We start from the raw sequence: 21990 nt of genomic DNA, 5'->3' as shown, positions 1-21990 counted from the left end.
CGCGACACGCCGCCTCCGGGCGTACAACAGCGGTCGCTCGCGGTGCATGCTGAGCGCGTGGCGGTCAGCAGAACTCGCCGGGCCAGGGCGGCCCGCAGGCGCAAGCGTCGAATCGCTGCCGTCGACAACGACCTCACGCCCGCCCAGTGGCAAGCGCTCAAGGACGCGTGGCAGGGCTGCGCCTATTGCGGCGCGACAAATCGAGCGCTGCAGCGCGACTGCGTCATGGCGATCTCGCGCGGCGGGCGGTACACGATCGACAACGTCGTACCGGCATGCGCCTCGTGCAACACCAGCAAGTGCAACGACGAGGTCACCGCGTGGCTGCGGCGCAAGCGTCTCGATGAGCGACGCTTCCTCGAGCGTTACGTCGAAATTCGTGCTGCGCTCGCACTCGATGCACCGTGAAGCGCCCACGAGCGTGCGCATAACGCTGCTTTACCGCGGCGTGTCGTGTGCTGGGCCCACCGCTTGCGAGGGGAACACGCACCGTCGCGCAACAGAACGGTGAGTCAGGCCGGGGTGACGCCGGCGCTCATCACCCGCACCGCGCTGATCAACCCGTCCATCAGGTTTCCCTCTTTGAACGACGCGGCCGCCGCGGAGACGCCCAGCGGGGCGGCCTCCTCGATGCCGCGTCCCTTCACGTCGGCGCCGTAGACCACCTCGATCGCGTGCTGATCGGGCGAGACCGCGAGCAGCACGGCGTTGTTCGGGGTGGGCACCTGAGCCAGGATCTCGCGCGCGGTGGCCGCGGTGTCGTCACCGAGGTCGCCGATGTACACGGCGAAACGGGCCTTGGCAGCCCGCGACCCGTACTTGAGCGCGTCGTCGAGGAACACCAGGTCCTTGGTCGGGAAGGGATAGTCCAGCGACAGCTCGCCCGGCTGTGTGACACCGGAGATCCGGCCGCTGGAGGTGACCACCCAGCCCATCGGAAGGTCCGTGCGCTCGACCGCGGCCCGATGGCCGGTCACTGCAACGTCACCACTTGCCACTGGCGCCGCCTCCAATCGTCACCGCGTTGGACTGGTGTTCTCCCACGTTTCCGCCATGGGCCGCGGAGTCGGCCGCCACACTGCGTCCGGTCGCGTGCCCGTGATCCGCGGGCTCGTCGGACGCCCACAGGATCGGGGCGTGCTTCCAGGGGTCGGACAGCTTGTAGCTCGCCGGGTGCGGGCCCTTCTTGCGCCAGATCAACAGGGCAAGTACAGCCGTCAGCCCGAGCGGCACCAAGGTCAGTAGCGCGATTGTCGTTGTGGTGCTCACGTCGCAAACCGTATACCAGCCGCGTTTACGCCGCGCCCTCGCCCAGATATCGGACCCATGACGGGTCGAGTTCCTTGACGCTCGACAGCAGCCGCCAGTGCTGCCCCTTCGGCGGAACGGGCACCGTGCGCAGCGACCACCCCAGCTCGGTGAGCAGCCGGTCGGCTTTGCGGTGATTGCACGGCGAACAGGCCGCCACGCAGTTCTCCCACGAGTGCACTCCCCCGCGGCTGCGCGGAACTACGTGGTCGACGGTGTCGGCCTTGCTGCCGCAGTAGGCGCAGCGAAACCGGTCGCGGTGCATCAGCGCCGCGCGCGTCATCGGGATGCGCGCCCGGTACGGCACCCGCACGTAGGAGCGCAACCGGATCACCGAGGGCACCACGATCGACCGGGTCGCGGAGTGGATCACCGGCCCGCCGGGATCGTCGTGCACGACGTCGGCCTTACCGCACATCAACATGATGACCGCCCGCCGCATGGGCAGAGCGGTCAACGGTTCGTAGGTGGAGTTCAGCAGCAGGACGCGGCGACGGCCCCAGATCGAGCCCTCGGCGGTACTTGGTGGATGGATGTCGACGCTGTGGAGGACGCGTGTCTGCGCGCCCGATACCACCGACCCGGATAGGGCGGTCGCGGCACCGTGACTCCGCTGTCCGGCCCTTTTGGACGGGCCTTTCTTGCGATGCGCCATACGTCCTCCGTCCGACAGTTCACCACGGATTCCTGTGAATCGCACGACAATTCTCGACGTGTTCGCAGGTCAGTCCGGTGAACTTCGGGTGCCGCGCCCGCCTGACCTGGCCAATCCAGCAACAAGGAACAATGGTGGCGTGACACAGCCACAGAGGTCGTTCTACGACGAAGTCGGTGGCCACGAGACGTTCCGCGCGATCGTGGCGCGGTTCTACGAGTTGGTCCGCGAGGATGAGATCCTGCGCCCGCTGTACCCCGAGGAGGACCTCGGACCGGCCGAGGTGCGGCTGCGGATGTTCCTCGAGCAGTACTGGGGCGGCCCCCGCACCTACTCCGACCAGCGTGGGCATCCGCGGTTGAGGATGCGCCACGTTCCGTTCCGGATCGGCTACATCGAACGCGACGCCTGGCTTCGGTGCATGCACACCGCGGTCGCGGAGATCGACTCGGACACGCTCGACGACGAGCACCGCAAAGACTTGCTGGCCTACCTGGAGATGGCCGCACATTCGATGGTGAACGCGCCATTCTGATGACGGGTCCATGGTGGTCTGACGCGCTGTTCTACCAGGTCTATCCGCGCTCGTTCCGCGACAGCGACGGCGACGGCGTCGGCGACCTCGACGGCGTGACCGCCGGGCTGGACTATCTCAAGGCGCTCGGTGTCGACGCTATCTGGCTCAACCCGGTGATGGTCTCGCCGATGGCCGACAACGGCTACGACGTGGCCGACCCGCGCGACGTCGACCCGCTGTTCGGCGGCATGGCGGCATTGGACCGGCTCACCGCGGCCGCACATGACCTGGGCATGAAGGTGACGATGGACCTGGTGCCCAACCACACCAGCTCCGCGCATCCGTGGTTTCAGGCGGCCCTGACGGCGGGCCCGGGCAGCCAGGAACGCGAGCGCTACATCTTCCGCGACGGGACCGGGCCCGAGGGGTCGCAGCCTCCCAACAACTGGGTGTCGATCTTCGGTGGCCCGGCATGGACTCGGGTGACCGAAGCCGACGGCAGCCCCGGCCAGTGGTACCTGCACCTGTTCGACGCCGAGCAGCCCGACCTCAACTGGGAGAACGCCGAGGTGTTCGACGACCTCGAACAGACGCTGCGGTTCTGGCTCGAGCGCGGCGTCGACGGCTTCCGCATCGACGTCGCGCACGGTATGGCCAAGCCGCCCGGGCTACCCGACATGAAGGTCGTGAGACGGGAGATGCTGCTGGCCGAGATGGACGACGATCCCCGGTTCAACAACGACGGCGTGCACGAGATCCACCGCCGGATCCGGCGGGTGTTCGACGACTATCCGGAATCCGTTGCGATCGGCGAGGTCTGGGTCTACGACAACGAACAGTTCGCCCGCTACGTGCGCCCCGACGAACTGCATCTGGGCTTCAACTTCCGGCTTCTGCGCGCGACGTTCGACGCCGCCAACATCCGTCATGCGATCGAGAACTCGATGGCCGCAGCGGAATTGGTAGGCGCCGTCCCGACCTGGACGCTGGCCAACCACGACGTCGACCGCGTGCCGACCCGCTACGGTGGCGGTGCCGTGGGCTTGGCCCGCGCCAAGGCGATGGCTCTGGTCATGCTGGCGCTACCGGGACCGGTGTTCATCTACAACGGGGAGGAACTCGGCCTGCCGAACGTCGAACTGCCCGACGAGGCGTTGCGCGACCCGGTGTGGGAGCGGTCCGGGCACACCCGCCGCGGGCGCGACGGCAGCCGGATTCCGATGCCGTGGGGCGGCGACGCACCTCCGTTCGGTTTCTCGAGCAATCCGGACACCTGGCTGCCGATCCCCCCGCAGTGGGCGGTGCTGACGGTCGAGAAGCAGTTGGCCGATCCGTCCTCGACGCTCGCGTTCTTCCGTCGGGCGTTCGAATTGCGTTCGCAGCGCGCCGAGTTCGACGGGCCGACGGTCGAGTGGCTGGACTCTCCTGCCGACAGCCTGGTGTTTCACCGCACCGGCGGGTTGGTGTGCGTGCTGAACGCGGGCCCGCGGCCGATACCGCTGCCGGAGGGTCAGGTCCTGCTGGCGAGCGCAGAGGTGTCCGACGGCGCCCTGCCGCCCGACAGCGCCGCCTGGCTCGTGTAGCCCTGTAGCCCTGCCAGCCCTGCCGCGAGCGAGGCTGGTGTAGCCCTGCCAGCCCTGGCCGCGAGCGACCGCATTTGTACGATATTCTGCGGCGTGTTGCGCACAGACACGGTCACTCGCGCAGCTTCGCGTGGGCCCACGCGGCAAAAAAGTCAGCGCAGGACGACGGCCGGGTCGCCGCGGCGGCGGTACACCGAACCGAACCGCGCGTCGATGCGCAGCCACGCCGCCGTGACCCGCACCCGCACGATCTCGTCGGCGCCCACCGCCGATCCCGATTGAGGCAGAAAACCCATTGCCGTCAAGGCGAATACACATCTCATCGGGATGCCGACGCTGTCGTCGCGGGAGCTGACCGCGACAACCTCTTGATCCAGCAGCGACACCGGTGGACCGTGACTGCTGGAATGCTCTTTGGCCAGCGCCCCGCCGCGCTGGGCCAGGTCGAGCACGACGCGGGCGGGCACATCGTCGAGGTGGACGAAGCCGGAGTCCGGCGGAAGCGCTCCGCGCCAGGCGGAATCCAGCGCGAAGCCGGGCTCGACGAAGCCGGTACCGTCCACACTCCGCAAACCCGCGGCCAGCGTGTCGGCGCCCGCGCACAGATCCGGCGGGTTCACCCGGCCCTCGACCACCCGGCTGGCCAACACATCGAATCCCGTTGCGACCCAGGCGACCAGCACATCCTCGTATCGTTGACGCAACCGGATGACCGCGGCTTCGTCGAGACGCAACGCCCGCTCTGCGAACGTCGCGAGGTCTTCGCGCTGCGATAGGTCGGTCAGCCAGAGGCCCCGCTCGGATCGCGTCATCGTGTCCAGCGCTGCAGGTACTCTTTTTGCTGCGGCGAAAGACGGTGCAGGCGCTGCTCTTTGATGTCCACGGCGGCCAACTGGGTGTCGGCGATCACCGCCGGCTTGGAGTCGGGCGGTGCTCCCACCGACCGCACCTCGTAGCCGACTGTGAAATCGACCGAGCGCACACGCTTGGACCACATGGTCACCTGAAGCGGCGAATCGATCAGCCGCAGTTGAGCCTTGTACGTGATGTTGACCTCGGCGATGAGCAAGCCGATAGTCTCGATCTCCGGGCCGAACGGATCACGCAGGAACGGGATTCGAGCTTCCTCGAGGATCGTCACCATGGTGGCGTGGTTGATGTGCTGATACATGTCGATGTCCGACCACCGCACATGGACCGGCGCGACAAACCCTGCTCCACCAGTGTTGCGCGCGGCGTCAGCGCCTGTCATCGAGAAGTCCCCGTTCCACTGTTCCGTGTCATGCTGCGGATCTGACGCGCCGCCACCGACAGCGTCGCGAGGTCGTGTTGGCCGCTTTCATGGATCTCGTCGAGCGTGCGGCGGGCGCGGTCCACCCGGGATCCGTTCGTGGTCTCCCATTCGGCGATCTTCTCCTCACCCGTCTCGTCGGGCTCGCCCACCGCCAGCACGTCCAGACACAGTGACCGCAGCGATCCGTAGATGTCATCGCGAATCGCCAGGCGCGCCAACGAATGCCAGCGGTCATCGCGTTCGAGCCGCGACACCGCGGTGAGCAAGGTGTCGGTGTTGAGGTAGTTCATCAGCGCGAAGTAGGTGTCGGCCACCTCGTCGGGTTCGCGCTCCACGATGTCCCCGATGTCGATGATGTCGAGAAGGCTGAACTGGTAAAGCCCCGTGGCGAGCTCGTAGGCCAATTCCTTGGGGACTCCGCGCGAAGCGAGGTCGTCGGCCTCCTTGGTCACAATGGCCTCGTCGTCGCCGCGCAGCCACTCCGACATCCGCGGTGTCAGCGCCGCCACTTTGGCGGCGAACCGGTTGGTCTCGGCGCCCACGGCCAGTGGCTGAGGACGGTAGTTGAGCAACCAGCGCCCGGCCCGGTCGACCAGCCGCCGCAGATCCAGCGTCATCCGGTCGGTCACCGCAACCGAGACGCCGTTGTCCCCCGCCGCCCGGATCTGCCGCCAGAGGTCGTTGATCCGGAAGATCGCGTTGGCCGCGGCGTAGCTGCGCACGGCGTCGACCGGGCCGACCCCGGCGTCCTCGCTGATGCGGTAGGCGTAGGTGATTCCGCTGGTGTCGACGAGATCGTTGACCAGCATGGTGGTGACGATCTCGCGGCGCAGTTCGTGCGAGCGGATCTCCGCGGCAAACGGCTCACGCAGCTTCTCGGGGAAGTACCACGGCAGCCGGGAGGCGAACGCCTCCTGGTCGGGCAGCTCGCTGGCCAGCACGTCGGATTTCAGCGCGAGTTTGACGTGAGCCATCAGCGTCGCCAGTTCTGGTGAGGTCAAACCGATTCCGGCGTCGGCGCGGCGGTGGATCTCCTTCTCCGACGGCAGGGCCTCGAGTTCGCGGTTCAGGCCACGGTCGGCGACGAAGGCCTTGATCATGCGCGAGTGCACCGGCAGCAGGCTCGCCGCGTTGGCGCGGCTGGTGCCCATCAGATCGTTCTGGTCTTCGTTGTCCCGCAGCACCAACCGGCCGACCTCGTCGGTCATCGACAGCAGCAGTTCGGTGCGGTCTTCGGGGCTGACCTTGCCCGCGGTGACCAGCGAATCGATCAGGATCTTGATGTTGACCTCATGGTCGGAGCAGTCGACACCGGCCGAGTTGTCCAGCGCGTCGGTGTTGATGCGGCCGCCGGCGAGGTCGAACTCGATGCGCCCAAGCGCGGTCACACCGAGGTTGCCGCCCTCAGCGACCACCTTGACACGCAACTGGTTTCCGTTCACCCGCACCGGGTCGTTGGCGCGGTCGCCGACGTCGGCGTCGGATTCGGTTTCGGCCTTGATGTAGGTGCCGATGCCGCCGTTGAACAACAGGTCGGCGGGCGCCTTCAGGATCGCCTTGATCAGGTTGGGCGGCGTCAACTCGTCGACGCCGTCGTCGATGCCCAGCGCCGCACGGGCCTGCGGGCTGATCTGAATCGACTTGTGCTCCCTGCTGTAGACGCCGCCGCCCTCGCTGATCAACGAGGCGTCATAGTCCTCCCAGCTCGACCGCGGCAGGTCGAACAGGCGCTTGCGCTCGTCCCATGAACGCGCGGCGTCGGGATCGGGATCGATGAAGATGTGCCGGTGGTCGAAGGCGGCCAACAGCCGAATGTGCTTGGACAGCAACATGCCGTTGCCGAACACGTCACCGCTCATGTCGCCGACCCCGACGACGGTGAAGTCCTCGGACTGGGTGTCGACACCCATCTCGCGGAAGTGCCGCTTGACCGATTCCCACGCACCCCTGGCGGTGATGCCCATGGCCTTGTGGTCGTAGCCCACCGAACCGCCCGAGGCGAACGCGTCACCGAGCCAGAAGCCATAGGACTTGGCGACCTCGTTGGCGATGTCGGAGAACGTCGCGGTGCCCTTGTCGGCGGCGACGACGAGATAGGCGTCGTCGCCGTCGCGCCGCACCACATCCGGCGGCGGAACCACCTGCCCGGACCCCTTGTCGACGTTGTCGGTCACATCGAGCAGGCCGGCGATGAACAGCTTGTAGCATGACACACCCTCGGCGCGTTGAGCCTCGCGGTCGTCGGTGGCGTCTCCGGTCGGTGTCGGCGGCTGCTTGACGACGAAACCGCCCTTGGCGCCCACGGGTACGATCACCGCGTTCTTGACGGCCTGCGCCTTGACCAGCCCGAGGATCTCGGTGCGGAAGTCCTCGCGGCGGTCCGACCAGCGCAGGCCTCCGCGCGCCACATAGCCGAACCGCAGGTGCACACCCTCGACCCGCGGCGAGTACACGAAGATCTCGAATTTCGGTCGCGGCAGCGGCAATTCGTCGATCAGGCCGGGATCGAGCTTGAACGACAACACATCCTGCTGCCTTGCAGACTCCTGTCGCCCGACGAAGTAGTTGGTGCGCAGCGTGGCTTGGATCATCGACGCGAACGCCCGCAACACCCGGTCGGTGTCCAGGCTGACCAGCGCGTCGATGTCAGCACTCACCGCCGCTGCGGCCGCCTGGGCGTCACGCCGCTTCGGTGCGTCGTCCTGCTCGCCCTCGAACGGACAGAACAGCGCCTCGAACAACTCGACCAGTGAGCGCGCGGTCTTGGCGTGGTCGTTGACCACGGCCTCGATGTGCGACTGGCTGTACGGAAAGCCCGCCTGCCGCAGATACTTCGCATAGCTGCGCAGGACCGAAACCTGCTGCCAGTTCAGCCCGGCCCGCATCACCAACTCGTTGAACCGGTCGGTCTCGGCGCGGCCCTGCCAGATCGCGGTCAACGCGTCGGCGAACCGCGTGGCGGTCTCGGCTCGTTCGGATTCGGACTCGATGTGCGGGATCGACTTGTGCGGTGAGATTTTGAACTGATAGATCCACACCGCGAGCCCGTCGGGCCGTTCGAGGCTGAACGGTCTCTCTTCGAGAACCACGACGCCCATCGACTGCAGCATCGGTAGCAGATCGCTCAGCGACGCGGAGTGCCCGCCCAGATACAAGGTGAGCTGCGCGGTGCCCTCCTCGAGGTCGGCGAGCACCGGTCGGATCGAACCGGCTTGCAGCTCTTCGATGACCGCGATGTCGGCGATCGCGTCGAGCGGTTCGACCGCCTGCTTGTAGGCCTCGGAAAAGGCGGCGGAATAGTGCTGCGCCGTACGCTGACTGATCGAACCCGTCTTCACCGCGCCGATCAACCGGTCTCCCCAGGTGCGCGCCGCTTCGGTGAGCAGATCCTGGATGCGCGACTCGTTGGCCGGGGACGTGTCGATGTCACGGCCGCGGGTGCCCTCGGGCATGCGCACCGCGAAATGAACTACCGCCCAGGGTGATTCGCTCACTCGCGCGGTGTATTCGATGCTGACCCCGCCAAGTTCGCGCACGAGGATGTCCTGCATCTCCAACCGCACGGCGGTGGTGTAGCGGTCGCGCGGAAGGTACACCAGGCAGGAGACGAACTGCGCGAGTGAATCGGCGCGCATGAACAGCAACGTGCGCCTGCGGGAGCCGAGGTCGACGACGGCCTTCACCATGTCCAGCACGTTCTGCGCCGACAGGGCGAACAATTCCGGGCGCGGGATGGTCTGAATGATGTCCAGCAGCAGTTGGCCCGGGTGGCTGGGGTCGTTACGGGACAGCGACAACGCCTCGTGAACCCTGCGCGAAACCAACGGGATCTCAAGCACATTGGCGTTCATGGCCGCGACCGTGAACAGGCCGACGAAACGGTGTTCGATCGCGGTCGCACCGTGTTGTTCGCGCACGACCGCGATGTGCGGATACGCGCCGTAACGCAGGTAGCTCGGGATCGTGGCCTGCGCCAGCACGAGTAGGTCGTTGTCGTCGGTCAGCGGCGGCAGCACATCATGGCGCAGCCGAAGCGCCCCCAACCGGCTGGACGGGTCGACCGAGGATCGGCCGTCCCGTATCGAACAGCGCTGGTAGCCCAGCAGCACGAAATGCCCATCGGCCAGCCATCGCAACAGCGCGGCGACGTCCTCGCGGTCGGGCCCGCGGAACCTGGCGCGGGTGTCGGTGGCCAGGTCGTGCGCCAACCGGCGCATCGTCGAGGAGAGCTCCTCGGCGTCGAGGGCGACGTGACGCGCATCGGCGAGAACGCTCGGCAGCATCTGCGCCACCTGTGCCAGCGCCTTGGGATCGACGGTCGCCGCGAGCTGGACGTGAATCCAGGCCTCGAACACGCCGTCGTGCCCGCCGGCCTGCGCGGCCGGGGCGACGTCGAGCAGTTCACCCGCCCGCGCACGGTGCACCCGCAGGACCGGGTTCATGATCGCGGTGTAGGCGACACCGAAACGGTGCAGCAGTACCGTGACCGAGTCCATCACCATCGCGGAGTGGTCGGTGACGATCTGCAGGGCCGGGCCGAACCCGGCCGGGTCGTCGGCGCGGTACACCTCGACACGGGTGTCGCCGTAAGGGCGGAACCGGCCGAGCCGGTGATGCGCGGTGATGAGGTTCGGCGTGACGACCTGCTGCGCCGTCGCCGTCACGGGCATCGTGACCGTGGAATCAGCGGCGGGCGCGTCGGCGTGCGGGCCGCGGTAGGTCTCCAGATAGGCGCGGGCGAGTCGGGCCACGGTCTGGTCGTCGAGTCCAGGAGAGTCGTTGGCCCCGGTGACGCCGACCCCGGCGCCCGCTGATCTCCCGACGTCTCCCGGATTCCCCGACATGCGACGCTCCTGAACTGTAGGCGCGGACCTCCGCCATTGGATGTCACCGCCAGCCCCGATGAGCGAAGCGGCTCCGCGGTCCGCAGAAGACGACCCTAGTAGCCCGCGGGCGGGCGTTGCGGCTACCCCGCCGGATCAGTCATCCGGCTACCCCGCCGGATCAGTCGCGCGTGAGCTTGCGATGCGTCACGCGGTGCGGGCGGGCCGCCTCCGCGCCGAGCCGTTCGACCTTGTTCTCCTCGTAGGCACCGAAGTTGCCCTCGAACCAGAACCACTTGGCCTCGTTGTCCTCGTCGCCCTCCCACGCCAGGATGTGGGTACAGGTGCGATCGAGGAACCACCGGTCGTGGGAGATCACCACGGCGCAGCCGGGGAAGCTCTCCAGCGCGTTCTCCAGCGACGAGAGCGTTTCGACGTCCAGGTCGTTGGTCGGCTCGTCGAGCAGGATCAGGTTGCCGCCCTCCTTGAGCGTCAACGCCAGGTTGAGCCGGTTGCGTTCACCGCCGGACAACACACCGGCCGGCTTCTGCTGATCCGGGCCCTTGAAGCCGAACGCGGAGACGTAGGCCCGCGACGGGATCTCGTTCTGGCCGACCTCGATGTAGTCCAGCCCGTCGGAGACGACCTCCCACACCGTCTTTTTCGGGTCGATGCCCGCGCGGCTCTGGTCGACGTAGCTCAACTTGACCGTCTCGCCGACCTTCACCGTGCCGCTGTCGGGCTGCTCGAGGCCCACGATGGTCTTGAACAGCGTCGTCTTGCCGACACCGTTGGGACCGATGACCCCGACAATGCCGTTGCGCGGCAACGTGAACGACAGGTCCTTGATCAAGGTGCGCCCGCCGAAGCCCTTGTCGAGGTGCTCGACCTCGACGACGACGTTGCCCAGCCGGGGCGGCGTCGGGATCTGGATCTCCTCGAAGTCGAGCTTGCGGGTCTTCTCCGCCTCTGCGGCCATCTCCTCGTAGCGCTGCAGGCGGGCCTTGCTCTTGGCTTGCCGCGCCTTGGCGCCCGAGCGGACCCAGGCGAGCTCGTCCTGCAGACGCTTCTGCAGTTTGGCGTCCTTGCGTCCCTGCACGGCGACTCGCTCGGCCTTCTTCTCCAGATACGTCGAGTAGTTGCCCTCGTACGGATAAGCCCGTCCGCGGTCGAGTTCGAGGATCCACTCGGCCACGTTGTCCAGGAAGTACCGGTCGTGGGTGACCGCGAGGATCGCGCCCTTGTACTCGGCGAGGTGCTGTTCGAGCCACTGCACGCTCTCGGCGTCCAGGTGGTTGGTGGGCTCGTCGAGGAGCAGCAGGTCGGGCTTGGACAGCAGCAGCTTGCACAACGCGACCCGTCGGCGCTCGCCTCCGGACAGATGGGTGACCGGCTCGTCGGGCGGCGGGCAGCGCAGCGCGTCCATCGCCTGCTCGAGCTGGGAGTCGATGTCCCAGGCGTCGGCGGCGTCGAGCTCCTCCTGCAGCCGGCCCATCTCCTCCATCAGCTCATCGGAGTAGTCGGTGGCCATCAGCTCGGCGACCTCGTTGTAGCGGTTCAGCTTCTCCTTGATCGCCACGCCCTCTTCGACGTTCTCGCGGACGGTCTTGTCCTCGTTGAGCGGCGGTTCCTGCTGCAGGATGCCCACAGTCGCTCCGGGCTGCAGGAACGCGTCGCCGTTGTTCGGCTGGTCCAGCCCGGCCATGATCCGCAAGACGCTCGACTTGCCGGCCCCGTTGGGACCGACGACGCCGATCTTCGCGCCCGGAAGGAAGTTCAGGCTGACGTCGTCGAGGATGACCTTGTCGCCGTGCGCCTTGCGGACCTTCCGCATCGAATAGATGAATTCGGCCATGCCGTGGGGTGCCTTTCAAAGTTGCGAGTCTCTCGGGTGATGCTCGCGGACCATCGTAGGCGTGGCCTCGCCGGCGCAGCCGAGTGAGCTACTCGAGGACCTGCGCCGGCGGCGTCCCCGCGCTACGCGGTCAGGGGCAGCGCCGTCTCGGGCTGCTCCGTGTCGACGTCATCACCGGTGTCTTCGGATTGGTTTTCCGGGTCGGTGAACCGCTGCTCGGTCTGCTGCCGCCCCCGGTCGATGCGTGCCGAGCACCGGGCCAGGTCAGGCCCGACCGACGTGGCGCGCACTTCCACCGACGAGCGTCGGTTGCCGTCACGGTCGTCGTACTCGCTGGTGTAGACGTGTCCGACGACGATGACGGGATCGCCCTTGACCAGCGTCGCGCTGGCCCCGGCAACCACCCGCCCCCAGCAGTTCACCGTGACGAACAACGAATTCCCGGGTTCCCATGTTCCCTCGGCCGTGCGGCGGCGCGAGTTGCTGGCGACCCGGAAGCGGACCATCTCCTGATCCCCGACCCGTCGATGGATCGGGTCGGTGACGATGTTGCCGACGATGGTGAACGGTGTCTCGAACATGATGATCTCCTCTTGATTCCTTGCGTTTCCCTGCCGACGGCCCGGTGGCGCGTCGGTGACACCGCCATTGAGCGCCGCGGCGCCGACACCGGAACGCGGCGCGCTCAGTCGCCGAGCGGCCCTGGGGAGGAACGCGGCATTGGGGATAGCGCCTTCATCACTCGCCGAGCCCGACGTTTTGGCTGGTCTGCCGGCCTGCGATCGACCATTGCGTCGGTTTCGAGCGAGGCGTCCGCGGAACCTACGGGCGCCAGGCCCGCGACAGCAGAGCGTCTCGCGCCTGCTCGACGATGTCGGCCCCGCAGTCTTCTTTGATGACGTGAATGACGTGCCAGCCGAGCCGCTGCAGCACGCGGTTGACGCGAACGTCGAGGACATACTGCCGCCGGCTGGTGAGGTGTTGTTCGCCGTCGTATTCGGCGCCGACTTTGAAGTCCTCCCAACACATGTCGATGCGTCGGACGTAGCGGCCCCACTCGTCTTTCACGACGATTTGTGTGGTCGGGCGAGGTAGCCCGGAATCGATGAACAGCAGCCGCAGCCATGTCTCCCTCGGCGACTCGGCACCGCCGTCGACCAGCGGCAGCGCCGCCCGCAACTGCCGCAGACCACGGACACCGCGATGCCGCTTCGCTAATAGCGCGACGTCCTCGAACGCGAACGGGCGCGCGTTCATCAGCGCGTCCAGGCGCGCGACCGCCCGGTCGCGCGGGTGATGCCGACCCAGGTCGAACGCGGTCCGGGCCGGGGTGGTCACCCGGATGCCGGCGACCGCGGTGACCTCGTCCTCGTCCAAGGTCTCGTCGCGGACGATCAGACCGCGCTGGCGCCGGACCGCCGCGATCATTTCGATCGGAACGTCGTCGCCGACCCATTTCGCCCCGTGCATCGCGGAAGCGGCCACCCCGGCGATCACCGCCGAAGGCGAACCGAGAGATACGCCGACGATCCTCTCGCGCAGCGACGCCTGGTGGCCGCGCGGGACGTAGACGCCGCGGTACAGCGGTCGATAGTGACTGCGCAGGTGGGCTCGGGTGAGGTGGCCCGCGGCCACGGCGTCACTGCCGATGAACGGAATCTCCACACAGGTTGGACGCCCGCGACCGCTGGTCTCGCTCCACAGTCCTCGAAACCGACGCAATGGTCGTGCCGCCGGCCGGAAACCAGCCAAAGCGTCGGCCTTGGCGGACGTCGTGCGGCGCGCGAGGCCTTACTCGGCGCGGGCGTCGCGGCGGGCGAGCTCGGCGAGCATCGCGTTGTAGGCGGCGAGCTCGGCATCGTCGTCGCGGTCGGCGGCCCGGTCGATCCGTTTGGCCGTGCGCTGATCGCTGCGCGTCCATTGGATCAGCAGCGCGAGCATCACCACGACGAGCGGGACCTCACCCGCCGCCCAGGCGATGCCGCCACCGGTGCGCTGATCGGCGAGCAGATCGGTGTGCCAACTGAGCTGCAGCGACCGGTAGAACGGCTCGCCCAGCACGGATTTGGTGCCCATCAGCACCACACCGAAGAACGCGTGCAGGGGCAGCGACGCGAACACCATCGCGACCTTGCCCAGGTGAGGAATCTGGCGCGGCGCCGGGTCGATACCGATCGTCACCCAGTAGAAGAGGTATCCGCTCAGCAGGAAGTGCAGGTTCATCAACACGTGGGCGCCGTGCTTGTCAACGGCAGCGTCGAACAGCCCGCCGAAGTACAAACCGTAGAAACCGGCGACGAAGATGACCGTCGCGATGATCGGCTGGGTCAGGAACCGCGACACCCGCGAGTGCAACGCGGCCAGCAGCCACTCCCTCGGTCCCGGCGGCTCGCCGCGGCCCGCGGTCGGCAGCGCCCGCAGAGCCAGCGTCATCGGGGCGCCGAGCACCAGCAGGATCGGAACCAGCATCGACAGCATCATGTGCGCGAGCATGTGCATCGAGAACATCGCCGGCATGTAGCGGCCCAGCCCCGACGACGTCGCGATCAGCAGGGCCGCGCAGCCGCACAGCCACCCCAGCGTCCGGCCCACCGGCCACGCGTCGCCGCGACGGCGAAGTCGCCGCACACCGAGTAGGTAGACCACCGCGAAGACGATCGCGGCGGTGCCGAAGATCAGGTCGAACCGCCAGTCGAGCAGGATCCGCTCGACGGTGGGCGGGCCGGCGAGGTCGTATCCGATCGCCACCTCGACGGGGCTGGGCTGTTCGGCCAGCGGAGGCGGAGGGGTGCGCCCGAGCCCGACCGCGATGCCGAACGTCGCCCCGAACAGCAACGCCTCGAGCAGCGCCAGACGCACCAGCGGACCCCGGGCGTCCGGGTCTTCCTGCAGCGCGGCCACCGCGGAGCGGCGTTGCCACCAGCCGATCACCGCGAGCAGGGCCAATGCGCAGGCCTTGGCGACGACCAACCAGCCGTACTCGGTGCGTACCAGGTCGGCCGGTTCGACGCGCACGAGCGCGTTGATCACCCCGCTGACGGCCATGATGACGAAGCACCACAGCGCGAGCGCCGAGAACCGCCGCGCGGCCAGATCGGCGTGCTTGCCGCGCCGCAACGCGTGCACCAGCAGGGCGAGGAGCCCGCCCGCCCACAGCGCTCCGGCGACGAGGTGGAACAGCAGGCTGTTGGTGGCCATGTCGTGGGCGCCGCCGGTCGACGAATGCCCCGCCAGCCCGAGCGGGATGAGCGTCGTCAGGGCCCCGGCGAGCAGGATCGGCGTCCAGCACCAGCGCAGCACCGGAAGGCTGGCCACCGTGACGGCCGCGGCGAGAAACGCAGTCCACCGCCACGCGCTGGCCATGTCGACGAGGTCGGCCGCCGACCAGACGGTCACCGGGTCCAGGGTCTGGCTCAACGGCTGACCGGAGACGTCGGACACCGTCAGCGGAACCATCAGCGCGGCGCACACCGTCCACGCCGCCGAGGCGCCGGTGCCCAGGCGCAGCGCACGGTATCCACCGGCGTCGAGCACGCCGTTGGTTTGCGGCGGCGTGAGGAATGCGGCGAACAGGAAGGACCCGACGGCGATGACGGCAGCGATCTCGCCGGCGGCCCGCACGAACGGCACGCCGTAGGTGGTGAGTGGGCCGGGATCGGGCAGACCGGTCGCGCTCAACGCGTCGGCCAGCGACAGAGCTCCGATACCCGCGGCGACCGTCCCCGCCAGCACCGCCACCCCGACGAGCACCGGCCACACCGAGCTGGTGCGCACCCCCGATGCCGTCGTCGTCATCCCACCAGCGTATGGCGTGCTCGCACCACGCCAACAAAACGCTCCGCGCGCTCTGCCCGACGAACGTGAGTCAGGCCGACTCCCGCCGCGCCGCACGGCGAGCGATCTCGCGCGCGATGAACCGTTCGCGGGCGATCTGCTCGACCTTGTCCATATCGCGCAGGATGGCCCGCAACTCGTCGCGGAACGCGGTACGCCGCTCGACCAGATCGGGCGTCGGCGCGAGCAGATCCTGGTCGGCCGCGACCTGGCGCGCGGTCGCGAACAGCAGCGCCGACACCGCCTCATTGCTGCGCACCCGACTCTGCGCGACGTACTGGTTGCCCAGCCCGAGCGCCTTCTTCGTCAGGTCCTTCTCGTCGATCTCGGCGGGGGCGTCGAGCAGCACATCGGCGACGATCTCGTACGCCTCGAAGAACGGGCGCAGCATGGCGCCCGCCAACAGTGGCGACTTGGTCCGCAGCAGTTCCTCGACCCGCCGCTCACCGGCCGTCACCTGCTCCTCCCACCCGCTCTGCCAGGACAGTTCCTCGGCGACATGGTCACGGAACGCCGCCGAATCGGCGAAGTAGAAGTCGAACTTCAGCAGGTCGCGCAGTCGCATCACCTGCGACCAGAACGCCTCCAGCCGATCGGACTCCGCGCGGCCGGCGTGTACCAACGCCAACTCGACCAACGAGGTCTCCAGGAATGCGTCGATGAGCGTGTTGCGGTAGAAGGCTGCTTCGTGTTCGTCCTCGGGAGCGATGCGCCAAACGGGCTCGCGCCCACCCTCGACGCAGGTGACGGGGTGCCGGTTGGACAATGCGTCGAGAGCGGCCCGCACACCGTCCGGGGTGCGTAACCTCAACGCGCTGTTGGTCATCGGGGTCTGCTTGCGCTCGAGGTAGTCCAGCGACGGCTGCAGGGTGTGATGAATCTGGCTCAGCGTCAACGCGATTCCTCGTGTGGTGAGCAACAGCGCCGACACCAGCGCCGTGGCGTTGACGGGTGTGGCCCGCAGGATCCGCCACGACACTTCGAACGCCATCTTCTGCAGGGCCAGCCGTTTGGCGTTCTCATCGGTGGTCATCGGCCCGTGCGGCGCACCGAGATACTCGCGCATGCTGACGGCCTCGGGAAAGCGGACATAGATCTTGCCGTAGTTGCGCTCGCCTTGGGCCTTGATGAAGTTGTACATCCACGACAGGCTTTCGGGTGTCTTCTCACCGCCGCGGGCGTAGGCGGCGTATTCGGATGTCTCGTGCAGCTGGTCGAAGCTGATCGACACGGGCTGCAACAGGATGTCCTCGCTGCGGCCGTCGAGGTAGGCGTCGGCGACGTAGGCCAGCAGACCGAGCTTGGGCGGCAACATCTTTCCGGTCCGCGACCGGGTGCCCTCGATCGACCAGCTCAGGTTGAACCGCTTCTCCACGATGTAGCCGACGAATTGCCGCAGCACGTACTTGTAGAGCGGATCGTCGAGCTTGCGGCGGAGGAAGATCACGCCCGAATGGCGCATCAACGGCCCCATGAAGCCGAACGAGAGGTTGATGCCCGCGAAGGTGTGCACCGGCGGTAAACGGTTCTCCTGCATCGCGACCGGCACGATCACCCCGTCGAGATAGGACCGGTGCGAGAACAACAGGACCGCCGGATGGTTCTCCAGGTTGCGGCGCATCAACTCGACCTCGTCGCGGTCGTAGTCGATGTTCGGATCGAAGCCGCGGCTGAAGATCGCACGACCCAACGACGGAATCAGGTCCACCGAGAACCGGCTCCACCCGGTGGAGAGTTCGTCGAGCATCTCCCCCGCGGTCTCCAGGTCCGCGCCCGGAATCTTTTCCAGCCCCTCGCGGAAACGCGCCGACGCCATCAACTCCGGTTTGATCAACCGCGGCGACTTGTACTCCGGGCCGAGCAGGCGCAACTCGACCCGTTCGATCGCCAGGATCGCGCGGCGGATCACGAAACGCGCGAATTCCCGGGGGTTTTCGGCGACGGTGGTATCGGCCCACTGCTGGCGCAGTTCGGAGACCTTCGCGGGTTCACCGGCGACGACACGGGCCCGCGAAGGGTCGCGGCGCAGGATGCGGCGCTGCAGGATCTCAGGGGGACGGTAGGTGTCGCGACCGGAGATCAGGGCCACTACCTTGGACCGGGTGGGCAGCCCGCCGGGCACCCAGAACACCCGCACCGGCACGACGGACCGGTCTTCTCCCGCTTCGAGCTCCGACACGAGCGAAGCCAGGACGCCGGCGGGCGGGTCGTCGTACGGCAACAGCAGGACGTCGATCTTGGCCTCGGGGTGCTCGCGCCGTTGCCGTTCGAGCCAGTCGTCGAGCAGATCACGTTCGGCCGCAGAGGAAGCCGACGCCAGCACCAGCGCGTCGCCGGTGGGTGTGAACGGGGTGTACTGGTCGACGGACGGCTTCACGAACGACCCTTCCCCGAGGATTTGGGCGCCGACGTCTTGGTGGCGGGCGCCTTACGCACCGACTTGGTCGCGGACTTCGTGGCGGATTTGGCTGCGGATTTGGTCGCTTTCTTGGTCGCCTTCTTCGCCGCCGATTTCTTCGCGGGCTTGCCCGTCGAACGCACGTTACGGTCGTAGAGCTCGGACAGAGACGACTCGTCGTGCGGCCAGTCCGCCAAGGTGTCGAGGTAGAGCTGGCGCACCTCGGCGATGCGCTCCCCGAGATTGTCGTGTGTCCAGTCGTCGACCGGAATCGGTGGATAGACCACGACGTCGACCGTGCCCGGATTGAAGGTGCTCGAATCGCGGGCAGCGATCACCTCCGCGTTTCGAATCACGATGGGCACCACCGGAATACCGGCCGACATCGCGATCCGGAACGGTCCCTTCTTGAAGGGTCCCACCTCGGTCGTGTCCAACCGGGTGCCCTCCGGCGCGATCAGGATCGACAGCCCCTTGCGCGCGAGTTCCTCGACCTTCTTCAAACCCTCGACCGCCTTCTGCGGGTCCTCGCGGTCGATGAACGCGGCGTCCATGATCTTGCCCAGGGTGCCGACGATCGGATCCTTCTCCAACTCCTTCTTGCCCACCGACGTGAAGTTGGTGTCCACCAAATGGCCGGCGATCAACGGGTCGGCCTGGTTGCGGTGATTGAACAGGAACACCGCGGGGCGCTTCTTGGTCAGGTTCTCCCTGCCCAACACGTTGATGTTGATGCCGAGGGTGCTCATCAACGCCCGGCCGAAGGCCGCGGTGAAGAAGTTGACGCCGTTGCGCTTGCTCCGCGTCAACAGCCCCAGACCGAGTGCCCCGGCGGCGATGGGACCCATGGTCGCGATACCCGCCGCGGTGCGCAGTTGCGAAGCCGGGCTCGCTCCACTGCGACTGGAAAAGCGCAGCACCGGCCACCCCCGCTTCGCGGCGACCGCGGCGAGCTTGCCTCCCGGATTCGTCGGGCGGGGATTGCCCACCAGATACATCAGCGCGACGTCCTCGTCGCCGTCGGCGTAGAAGTAGCTCTTCGACAGGTCGACCCCGTGTTCTGCGGAGAACTTCTGCACAGCCCTGGCCTTGCCCGGTCCCCAGATGATCGGGCGCTTCACCTCCCCGGTGAGCAATCCGTGCTCGTCGATCTCGAACTTGTTGCTCAACACGTTCGAGATGCCGAGGAACCGCGCGACGGGTTCGACCTGCACCGTCAGCGCCGACGAACTGAGCACGACGGTGTGGCCGCGCGCCATGTGCGCGCGCACCAGTTCGCGCATCTCGGGATAGATCCGGCCGACGATCTTCTGGACGAACAACCGCTCGGCGAGTTCGTCGACGTCTTCGAGCGAATTGCCGCGCAGCATGCGCGCACCCTTGCCGATCAGATCCTCGAACTCCGACCGACCCAGTTGGTGGTTGAGGCCGGCCTGGACCATGCCGATGAACTCACCCATTGACATCTGACGACGACGGAATCGGTCCTGTGTCATCACGACACCGGTGAAGCCGGCGACCAGGGTGCCGTCGAGATCGAAGAACGCACCGACTTCGGGCCCCTCCGGGCTGGCCAGAATTTCGGCGACCGAACCTGGCAGGCGCATAGTGCGCCGCGAGGTCTGCCCGTCAGGCGAAGTCATTGCGCTGCACTCCCATTCGATGACGAGACAGTGGATGGGGCGGGGTCGACGGTGAACGAGGCGGGTTCGGCCCGGCCGTCGCCGCCGAGGGCGAGGACCTCGTCGAAACCCGACAGCAGGCAGCGGGCCCACAACTCCTGGTCGGTGATCGCCGCGCGGTCGTAGCGGGTGGTGATCGTGCAGTACCCCGAGCGCGAGATCAGCACCACCATCATCGCCACACCTGGAAGTGGGCCAAGTCCGTACTGGCGCAGGACTTTTGCTCCCGCGATGTAGGTGTCGCCCGCGTACACCGGGACATTGCTGGCCTGGACGTCGGAGTTCACGATCGAGCCGGCCATCGACTCGAGGGCCGTGTCGGGGAGCAGCCCGACCAGCGGAGCGATGGCACTGACCATGTCGATCGCGCGTTCCTCACGCTTGGTGGTCATCTGCGATCGGATGTTGCGGATGCGAATCTCGGGGTCTGTCAGGCCGATCGGCGCGGCGAGATTGATGCCCGCGAATCGGTTTCCGCCCGCCGGGTCGGCATCGGAGCGGAGGTTGACCGGAACCGCCATCGGCAACGTCTCGACCGGCACGCCCTTGGCTTCGTGGTAGAGCCGCAGCGCACCGCACAGGCCGGCCAGATACGCGTCGTTGATGGACCCGCCGGCCGCCTTGGCGGCCCGGTGCAGGGTGCCGAACTCGATGTCGATGGCTTCGCTGCGCGACGACAGGCTGCGGCGCCGCAGCACCGGCGACGGATCGGCGACGGGGCCGATCACCCGCGCACCCGACATGGCGTACCCGACAGCACCGCTGAGCCGAGAGATCGGGTCGCGGATCACCTCAGTTGCGACGTGCGCGGCGCCGAACAGCGCTCCGCGCACGCGGCCCGCGATGGTGCCGGGCAGCCGGATGAGCCCCTGCCGCATCAGGTCGTTGGGCGACAGGTCCTGCGGGATGGGAAGGGGCGGGAGGGGTTGTGGCGACGGGTCGCGCTCGAGGTCATAGAGATTGGCGAACATCTCGACCCCCCCGACACCGTCGGTGACCGCATGGCTGAGGTGAACGACCATCGCGGCGCGGTCCTCGGCCAGCCCCTCCACGAGCGTTGCCGTCCACAGCGGCCGGGAGATGTCGAGCGGTGACTGCGCGGCGACCTCGGCGAGGTCGAGCACCTGACGGAACGTGCCCGGTTGCGGGGCGCGCACCCGCCGCAGGTGGAAGTCAAGGTTGAAGTCGGGGTCCACCACCCACCGGGGCGCCACGGTCGGCAGCGTCGGCATCACCACCTTTTGCCGCAGCCGCAACACTTTGCGCGAGGCGGCGTCGAACTTGGCGCGGAACGTATCCCAATCCGGTGCGCAGTCCAGGAGTTCGACGGTCATGATGCCCGAGCGGGTACGCGGATTCGCCTCGCCCCGGTGCAGGATCTGGTCGAGTGGGCTGAGTTCCTCAGGGAGTCCCGCCGCATCGAGTTCCGGCACGTCGCTCATGGGCCGTCGCGTCCTCCTGCTCGTGATCGTGTGGCCACCACGCTAGTCGGCGGTAGGAGGGCGCGAGGCGGCTTTAATCCGTGAGCTCGCACGCCCAGGCGATAGACTCTCGTGACGTTGCCTCCGTAGCTCAGTTGGATAGAGCAAGAGCCTTCTAATCTCTAGGTCGCAGGTTCGATTCCTGCCGGGGGCGCTGTGTGATGTCGCAAGACATCGGAATAGCCGCGGACCTACTTTAGGTCCGCGGTTTTTTCCGTTTGGGGCCTTTGGGGGCGCCGGTGGGTTGGTAGTCCCTGGTGGGGTCGAGGGTGAAGTTGCGTAGGACTTCTCCGGTGGCGGCGTTGATGACGGTGATGTGGTGGTCCTGGGCGAGGATCAGGACGCGGGTTCGGTAGTGGTGGCGGCCGATGCCGATGTGGTGGAGGCGTCCGTTGACGCGCAGGGTGATGGCTCCGGCTTGGTCGACGCGGTCGGTGCGGACGCGGTTGTGGGTGTCGATGCGGGTTGCTGTGTCGGCTTTGGGGCGGCTGAACGAGATCTCGTTCGGGAACTCGATCGGCTCGATGACGTCGATGACGGTGCGCTGCACGAGCCAATGG

At 67.4% G+C, this 21990-nt stretch carries 16 protein-coding genes, 1 tRNA gene and 1 pseudogene; 4 read left to right on the top strand and 14 right to left on the bottom strand.

The window, feature by feature from the left end; all coding sequences use genetic code 11:
* The first annotated feature begins 57 nt into the window (after nt 1-57).
* Complete coding sequence (locus AU072_RS09840; RefSeq protein WP_110765718.1) at nt 58-408, top strand: HNH endonuclease; 351 nt, start codon at nt 58-60, stop codon at nt 406-408.
* A gap of 104 nt (nt 409-512) precedes the next feature.
* On the opposite strand, the gene AU072_RS09835 is transcribed toward AU072_RS09840, so the two are convergent.
* The 3 genes from AU072_RS09835 to AU072_RS09825 are packed head-to-tail and all read right to left on the bottom strand — an operon-like array spanning nt 513 to nt 1963.
* Nucleotides 513-998 (bottom strand): DUF5130 domain-containing protein, encoded by a 486-nt coding sequence (locus AU072_RS09835; protein WP_064413616.1) that lies wholly within the window; start codon nt 996-998, stop codon nt 513-515.
* Complete coding sequence (gene ctaJ, locus AU072_RS09830) at nt 985-1269, bottom strand: aa3-type cytochrome oxidase subunit CtaJ (RefSeq protein WP_174523728.1); 285 nt, start codon at nt 1267-1269, stop codon at nt 985-987. Before ctaJ ends, AU072_RS09835 begins: the two co-directional genes overlap by 14 nt.
* 25 nt (nt 1270-1294) lie before the next feature.
* Nucleotides 1295-1963, bottom strand: coding sequence for an HNH endonuclease (locus tag AU072_RS09825; protein WP_064413615.1), 669 nt, complete (start codon nt 1961-1963; stop codon nt 1295-1297).
* A gap of 139 nt (nt 1964-2102) precedes the next feature.
* On the opposite strand from AU072_RS09825, the gene AU072_RS09820 reads away from it, so the two are divergent.
* Both AU072_RS09820 and AU072_RS09815 read left to right on the top strand, forming a co-directional pair.
* Nucleotides 2103-2498: a globin gene (locus AU072_RS09820; protein WP_064413614.1), complete on the top strand. Its 396-nt coding sequence runs from the start codon at nt 2103-2105 to the stop codon at nt 2496-2498.
* The gene (locus tag AU072_RS09815; protein ID WP_064413613.1) at nt 2498-4063 is read left to right on the top strand and encodes a glycoside hydrolase family 13 protein; all 1566 of its coding nucleotides are present in this window, start codon (nt 2498-2500) and stop codon (nt 4061-4063) included. Before AU072_RS09820 ends, AU072_RS09815 begins: the two co-directional genes overlap by 1 nt.
* A 152-nt stretch (nt 4064-4215) precedes the next feature.
* On the opposite strand, the gene AU072_RS09810 is transcribed toward AU072_RS09815, so the two are convergent.
* The 10 genes from AU072_RS09810 to AU072_RS09765 form a co-directional block, all read right to left on the bottom strand.
* Nucleotides 4216-4875: a DUF8185 domain-containing protein gene (locus tag AU072_RS09810; protein ID WP_064413612.1), complete on the bottom strand. Its 660-nt coding sequence runs from the start codon at nt 4873-4875 to the stop codon at nt 4216-4218.
* A complete protein-coding gene (locus AU072_RS09805; RefSeq protein WP_064413611.1) occupies nt 4872-5315 on the bottom strand; it encodes an acyl-CoA thioesterase in 444 nt (147 codons plus the stop codon). The genes AU072_RS09810 and AU072_RS09805 overlap by 4 nt, the downstream gene beginning before the upstream one ends.
* Nucleotides 5312-10201 carry an NAD-glutamate dehydrogenase gene (locus tag AU072_RS09800; protein ID WP_064413610.1) on the bottom strand — a complete coding sequence of 1630 codons (4890 nt, stop codon included), beginning with the start codon at nt 10199-10201 and terminating at the stop codon, nt 5312-5314. The genes AU072_RS09805 and AU072_RS09800 overlap by 4 nt, the downstream gene beginning before the upstream one ends.
* 160 nt (nt 10202-10361) lie before the next feature.
* The gene (gene ettA / locus AU072_RS09795; protein WP_064413609.1) at nt 10362-12035 is read right to left on the bottom strand and encodes an energy-dependent translational throttle protein EttA; all 1674 of its coding nucleotides are present in this window, start codon (nt 12033-12035) and stop codon (nt 10362-10364) included.
* A gap of 122 nt (nt 12036-12157) precedes the next feature.
* A complete protein-coding gene (ssb, locus tag AU072_RS09790; protein WP_064413608.1) occupies nt 12158-12616 on the bottom strand; it encodes a single-stranded DNA-binding protein in 459 nt (152 codons plus the stop codon).
* Between the two features lie 241 nt (nt 12617-12857).
* Nucleotides 12858-13700, bottom strand: a complete 843-nt coding sequence (locus AU072_RS09785) for a type IV toxin-antitoxin system AbiEi family antitoxin (RefSeq protein WP_064413607.1) — start codon at nt 13698-13700, stop codon at nt 12858-12860.
* Nucleotides 13701-13826: 126 nt separating this feature from the next.
* Complete coding sequence (locus AU072_RS09780) at nt 13827-15830, bottom strand: bifunctional copper resistance protein CopD/cytochrome c oxidase assembly protein (RefSeq protein ID WP_064413606.1); 2004 nt, start codon at nt 15828-15830, stop codon at nt 13827-13829.
* Nucleotides 15831-15900: 70 nt separating this feature from the next.
* Complete coding sequence (locus tag AU072_RS09775; protein ID WP_064413605.1) at nt 15901-18246, bottom strand: glycerol-3-phosphate 1-O-acyltransferase; 2346 nt, start codon at nt 18244-18246, stop codon at nt 15901-15903.
* Nucleotides 18243-19910, bottom strand: a complete 1668-nt coding sequence (locus tag AU072_RS09770) for an HAD-IB family hydrolase/lysophospholipid acyltransferase family protein (RefSeq protein ID WP_064413604.1) — start codon at nt 19908-19910, stop codon at nt 18243-18245. The genes AU072_RS09775 and AU072_RS09770 overlap by 4 nt, the downstream gene beginning before the upstream one ends.
* Nucleotides 19907-21391 carry a wax ester/triacylglycerol synthase family O-acyltransferase gene (locus AU072_RS09765; RefSeq protein WP_064413603.1) on the bottom strand — a complete coding sequence of 495 codons (1485 nt, stop codon included), beginning with the start codon at nt 21389-21391 and terminating at the stop codon, nt 19907-19909. The genes AU072_RS09770 and AU072_RS09765 overlap by 4 nt, the downstream gene beginning before the upstream one ends.
* A 119-nt stretch (nt 21392-21510) precedes the next feature.
* Here AU072_RS09765 and AU072_RS09760 point away from each other — a divergent pair.
* Nucleotides 21511-21584, top strand: a tRNA-Arg gene (locus AU072_RS09760).
* Nucleotides 21585-21626: 42 nt separating this feature from the next.
* On the opposite strand, the pseudogene AU072_RS09755 reads toward AU072_RS09760, so the two are convergent.
* A pseudogene (locus AU072_RS09755) lies at nt 21627-21990 on the bottom strand (hypothetical protein); the annotation flags it as partial.

It is taken from the genome of Mycolicibacterium novocastrense (assembly GCF_001499835.1).
Taxonomy (GTDB): Bacteria; Actinomycetota; Actinomycetes; order Mycobacteriales; family Mycobacteriaceae; genus Mycobacterium; species Mycobacterium novocastrense.
The sequence above is the reverse complement of the archived record's forward strand: the minus strand, read 5'-3'. Positions and strand labels throughout refer to the sequence as shown.

What these genes read in the sequence shown, in the direction of transcription:
- AU072_RS09825 (WP_064413615.1), bottom strand. Translation starts at nt 1,963, where the DNA reads ATGGCGCATCGCAAGAAAGGCCCGTCCAAAAGGGCCGGACAGCGGAGT.
- AU072_RS09815 (WP_064413613.1), top strand. Translation starts at nt 2,498, where the DNA reads ATGACGGGTCCATGGTGGTCTGACGCGCTGTTCTACCAGGTCTATCCG.
- AU072_RS09810 (WP_064413612.1), bottom strand. Translation starts at nt 4,875, where the DNA reads ATGACGCGATCCGAGCGGGGCCTCTGGCTGACCGACCTATCGCAGCGC.
- AU072_RS09805 (WP_064413611.1), bottom strand. Translation starts at nt 5,315, where the DNA reads ATGACAGGCGCTGACGCCGCGCGCAACACTGGTGGAGCAGGGTTTGTC.
- AU072_RS09800 (WP_064413610.1), bottom strand. Translation starts at nt 10,201, where the DNA reads ATGTCGGGGAATCCGGGAGACGTCGGGAGATCAGCGGGCGCCGGGGTC.
- ettA (WP_064413609.1), bottom strand. Translation starts at nt 12,035, where the DNA reads ATGGCCGAATTCATCTATTCGATGCGGAAGGTCCGCAAGGCGCACGGC.
- ssb (WP_064413608.1), bottom strand. Translation starts at nt 12,616, where the DNA reads ATGTTCGAGACACCGTTCACCATCGTCGGCAACATCGTCACCGACCCG.
- AU072_RS09780 (WP_064413606.1), bottom strand. Translation starts at nt 15,830, where the DNA reads ATGACGACGACGGCATCGGGGGTGCGCACCAGCTCGGTGTGGCCGGTG.
- AU072_RS09770 (WP_064413604.1), bottom strand. Translation starts at nt 19,910, where the DNA reads ATGACTTCGCCTGACGGGCAGACCTCGCGGCGCACTATGCGCCTGCCA.
- AU072_RS09765 (WP_064413603.1), bottom strand. Translation starts at nt 21,391, where the DNA reads ATGAGCGACGTGCCGGAACTCGATGCGGCGGGACTCCCTGAGGAACTC.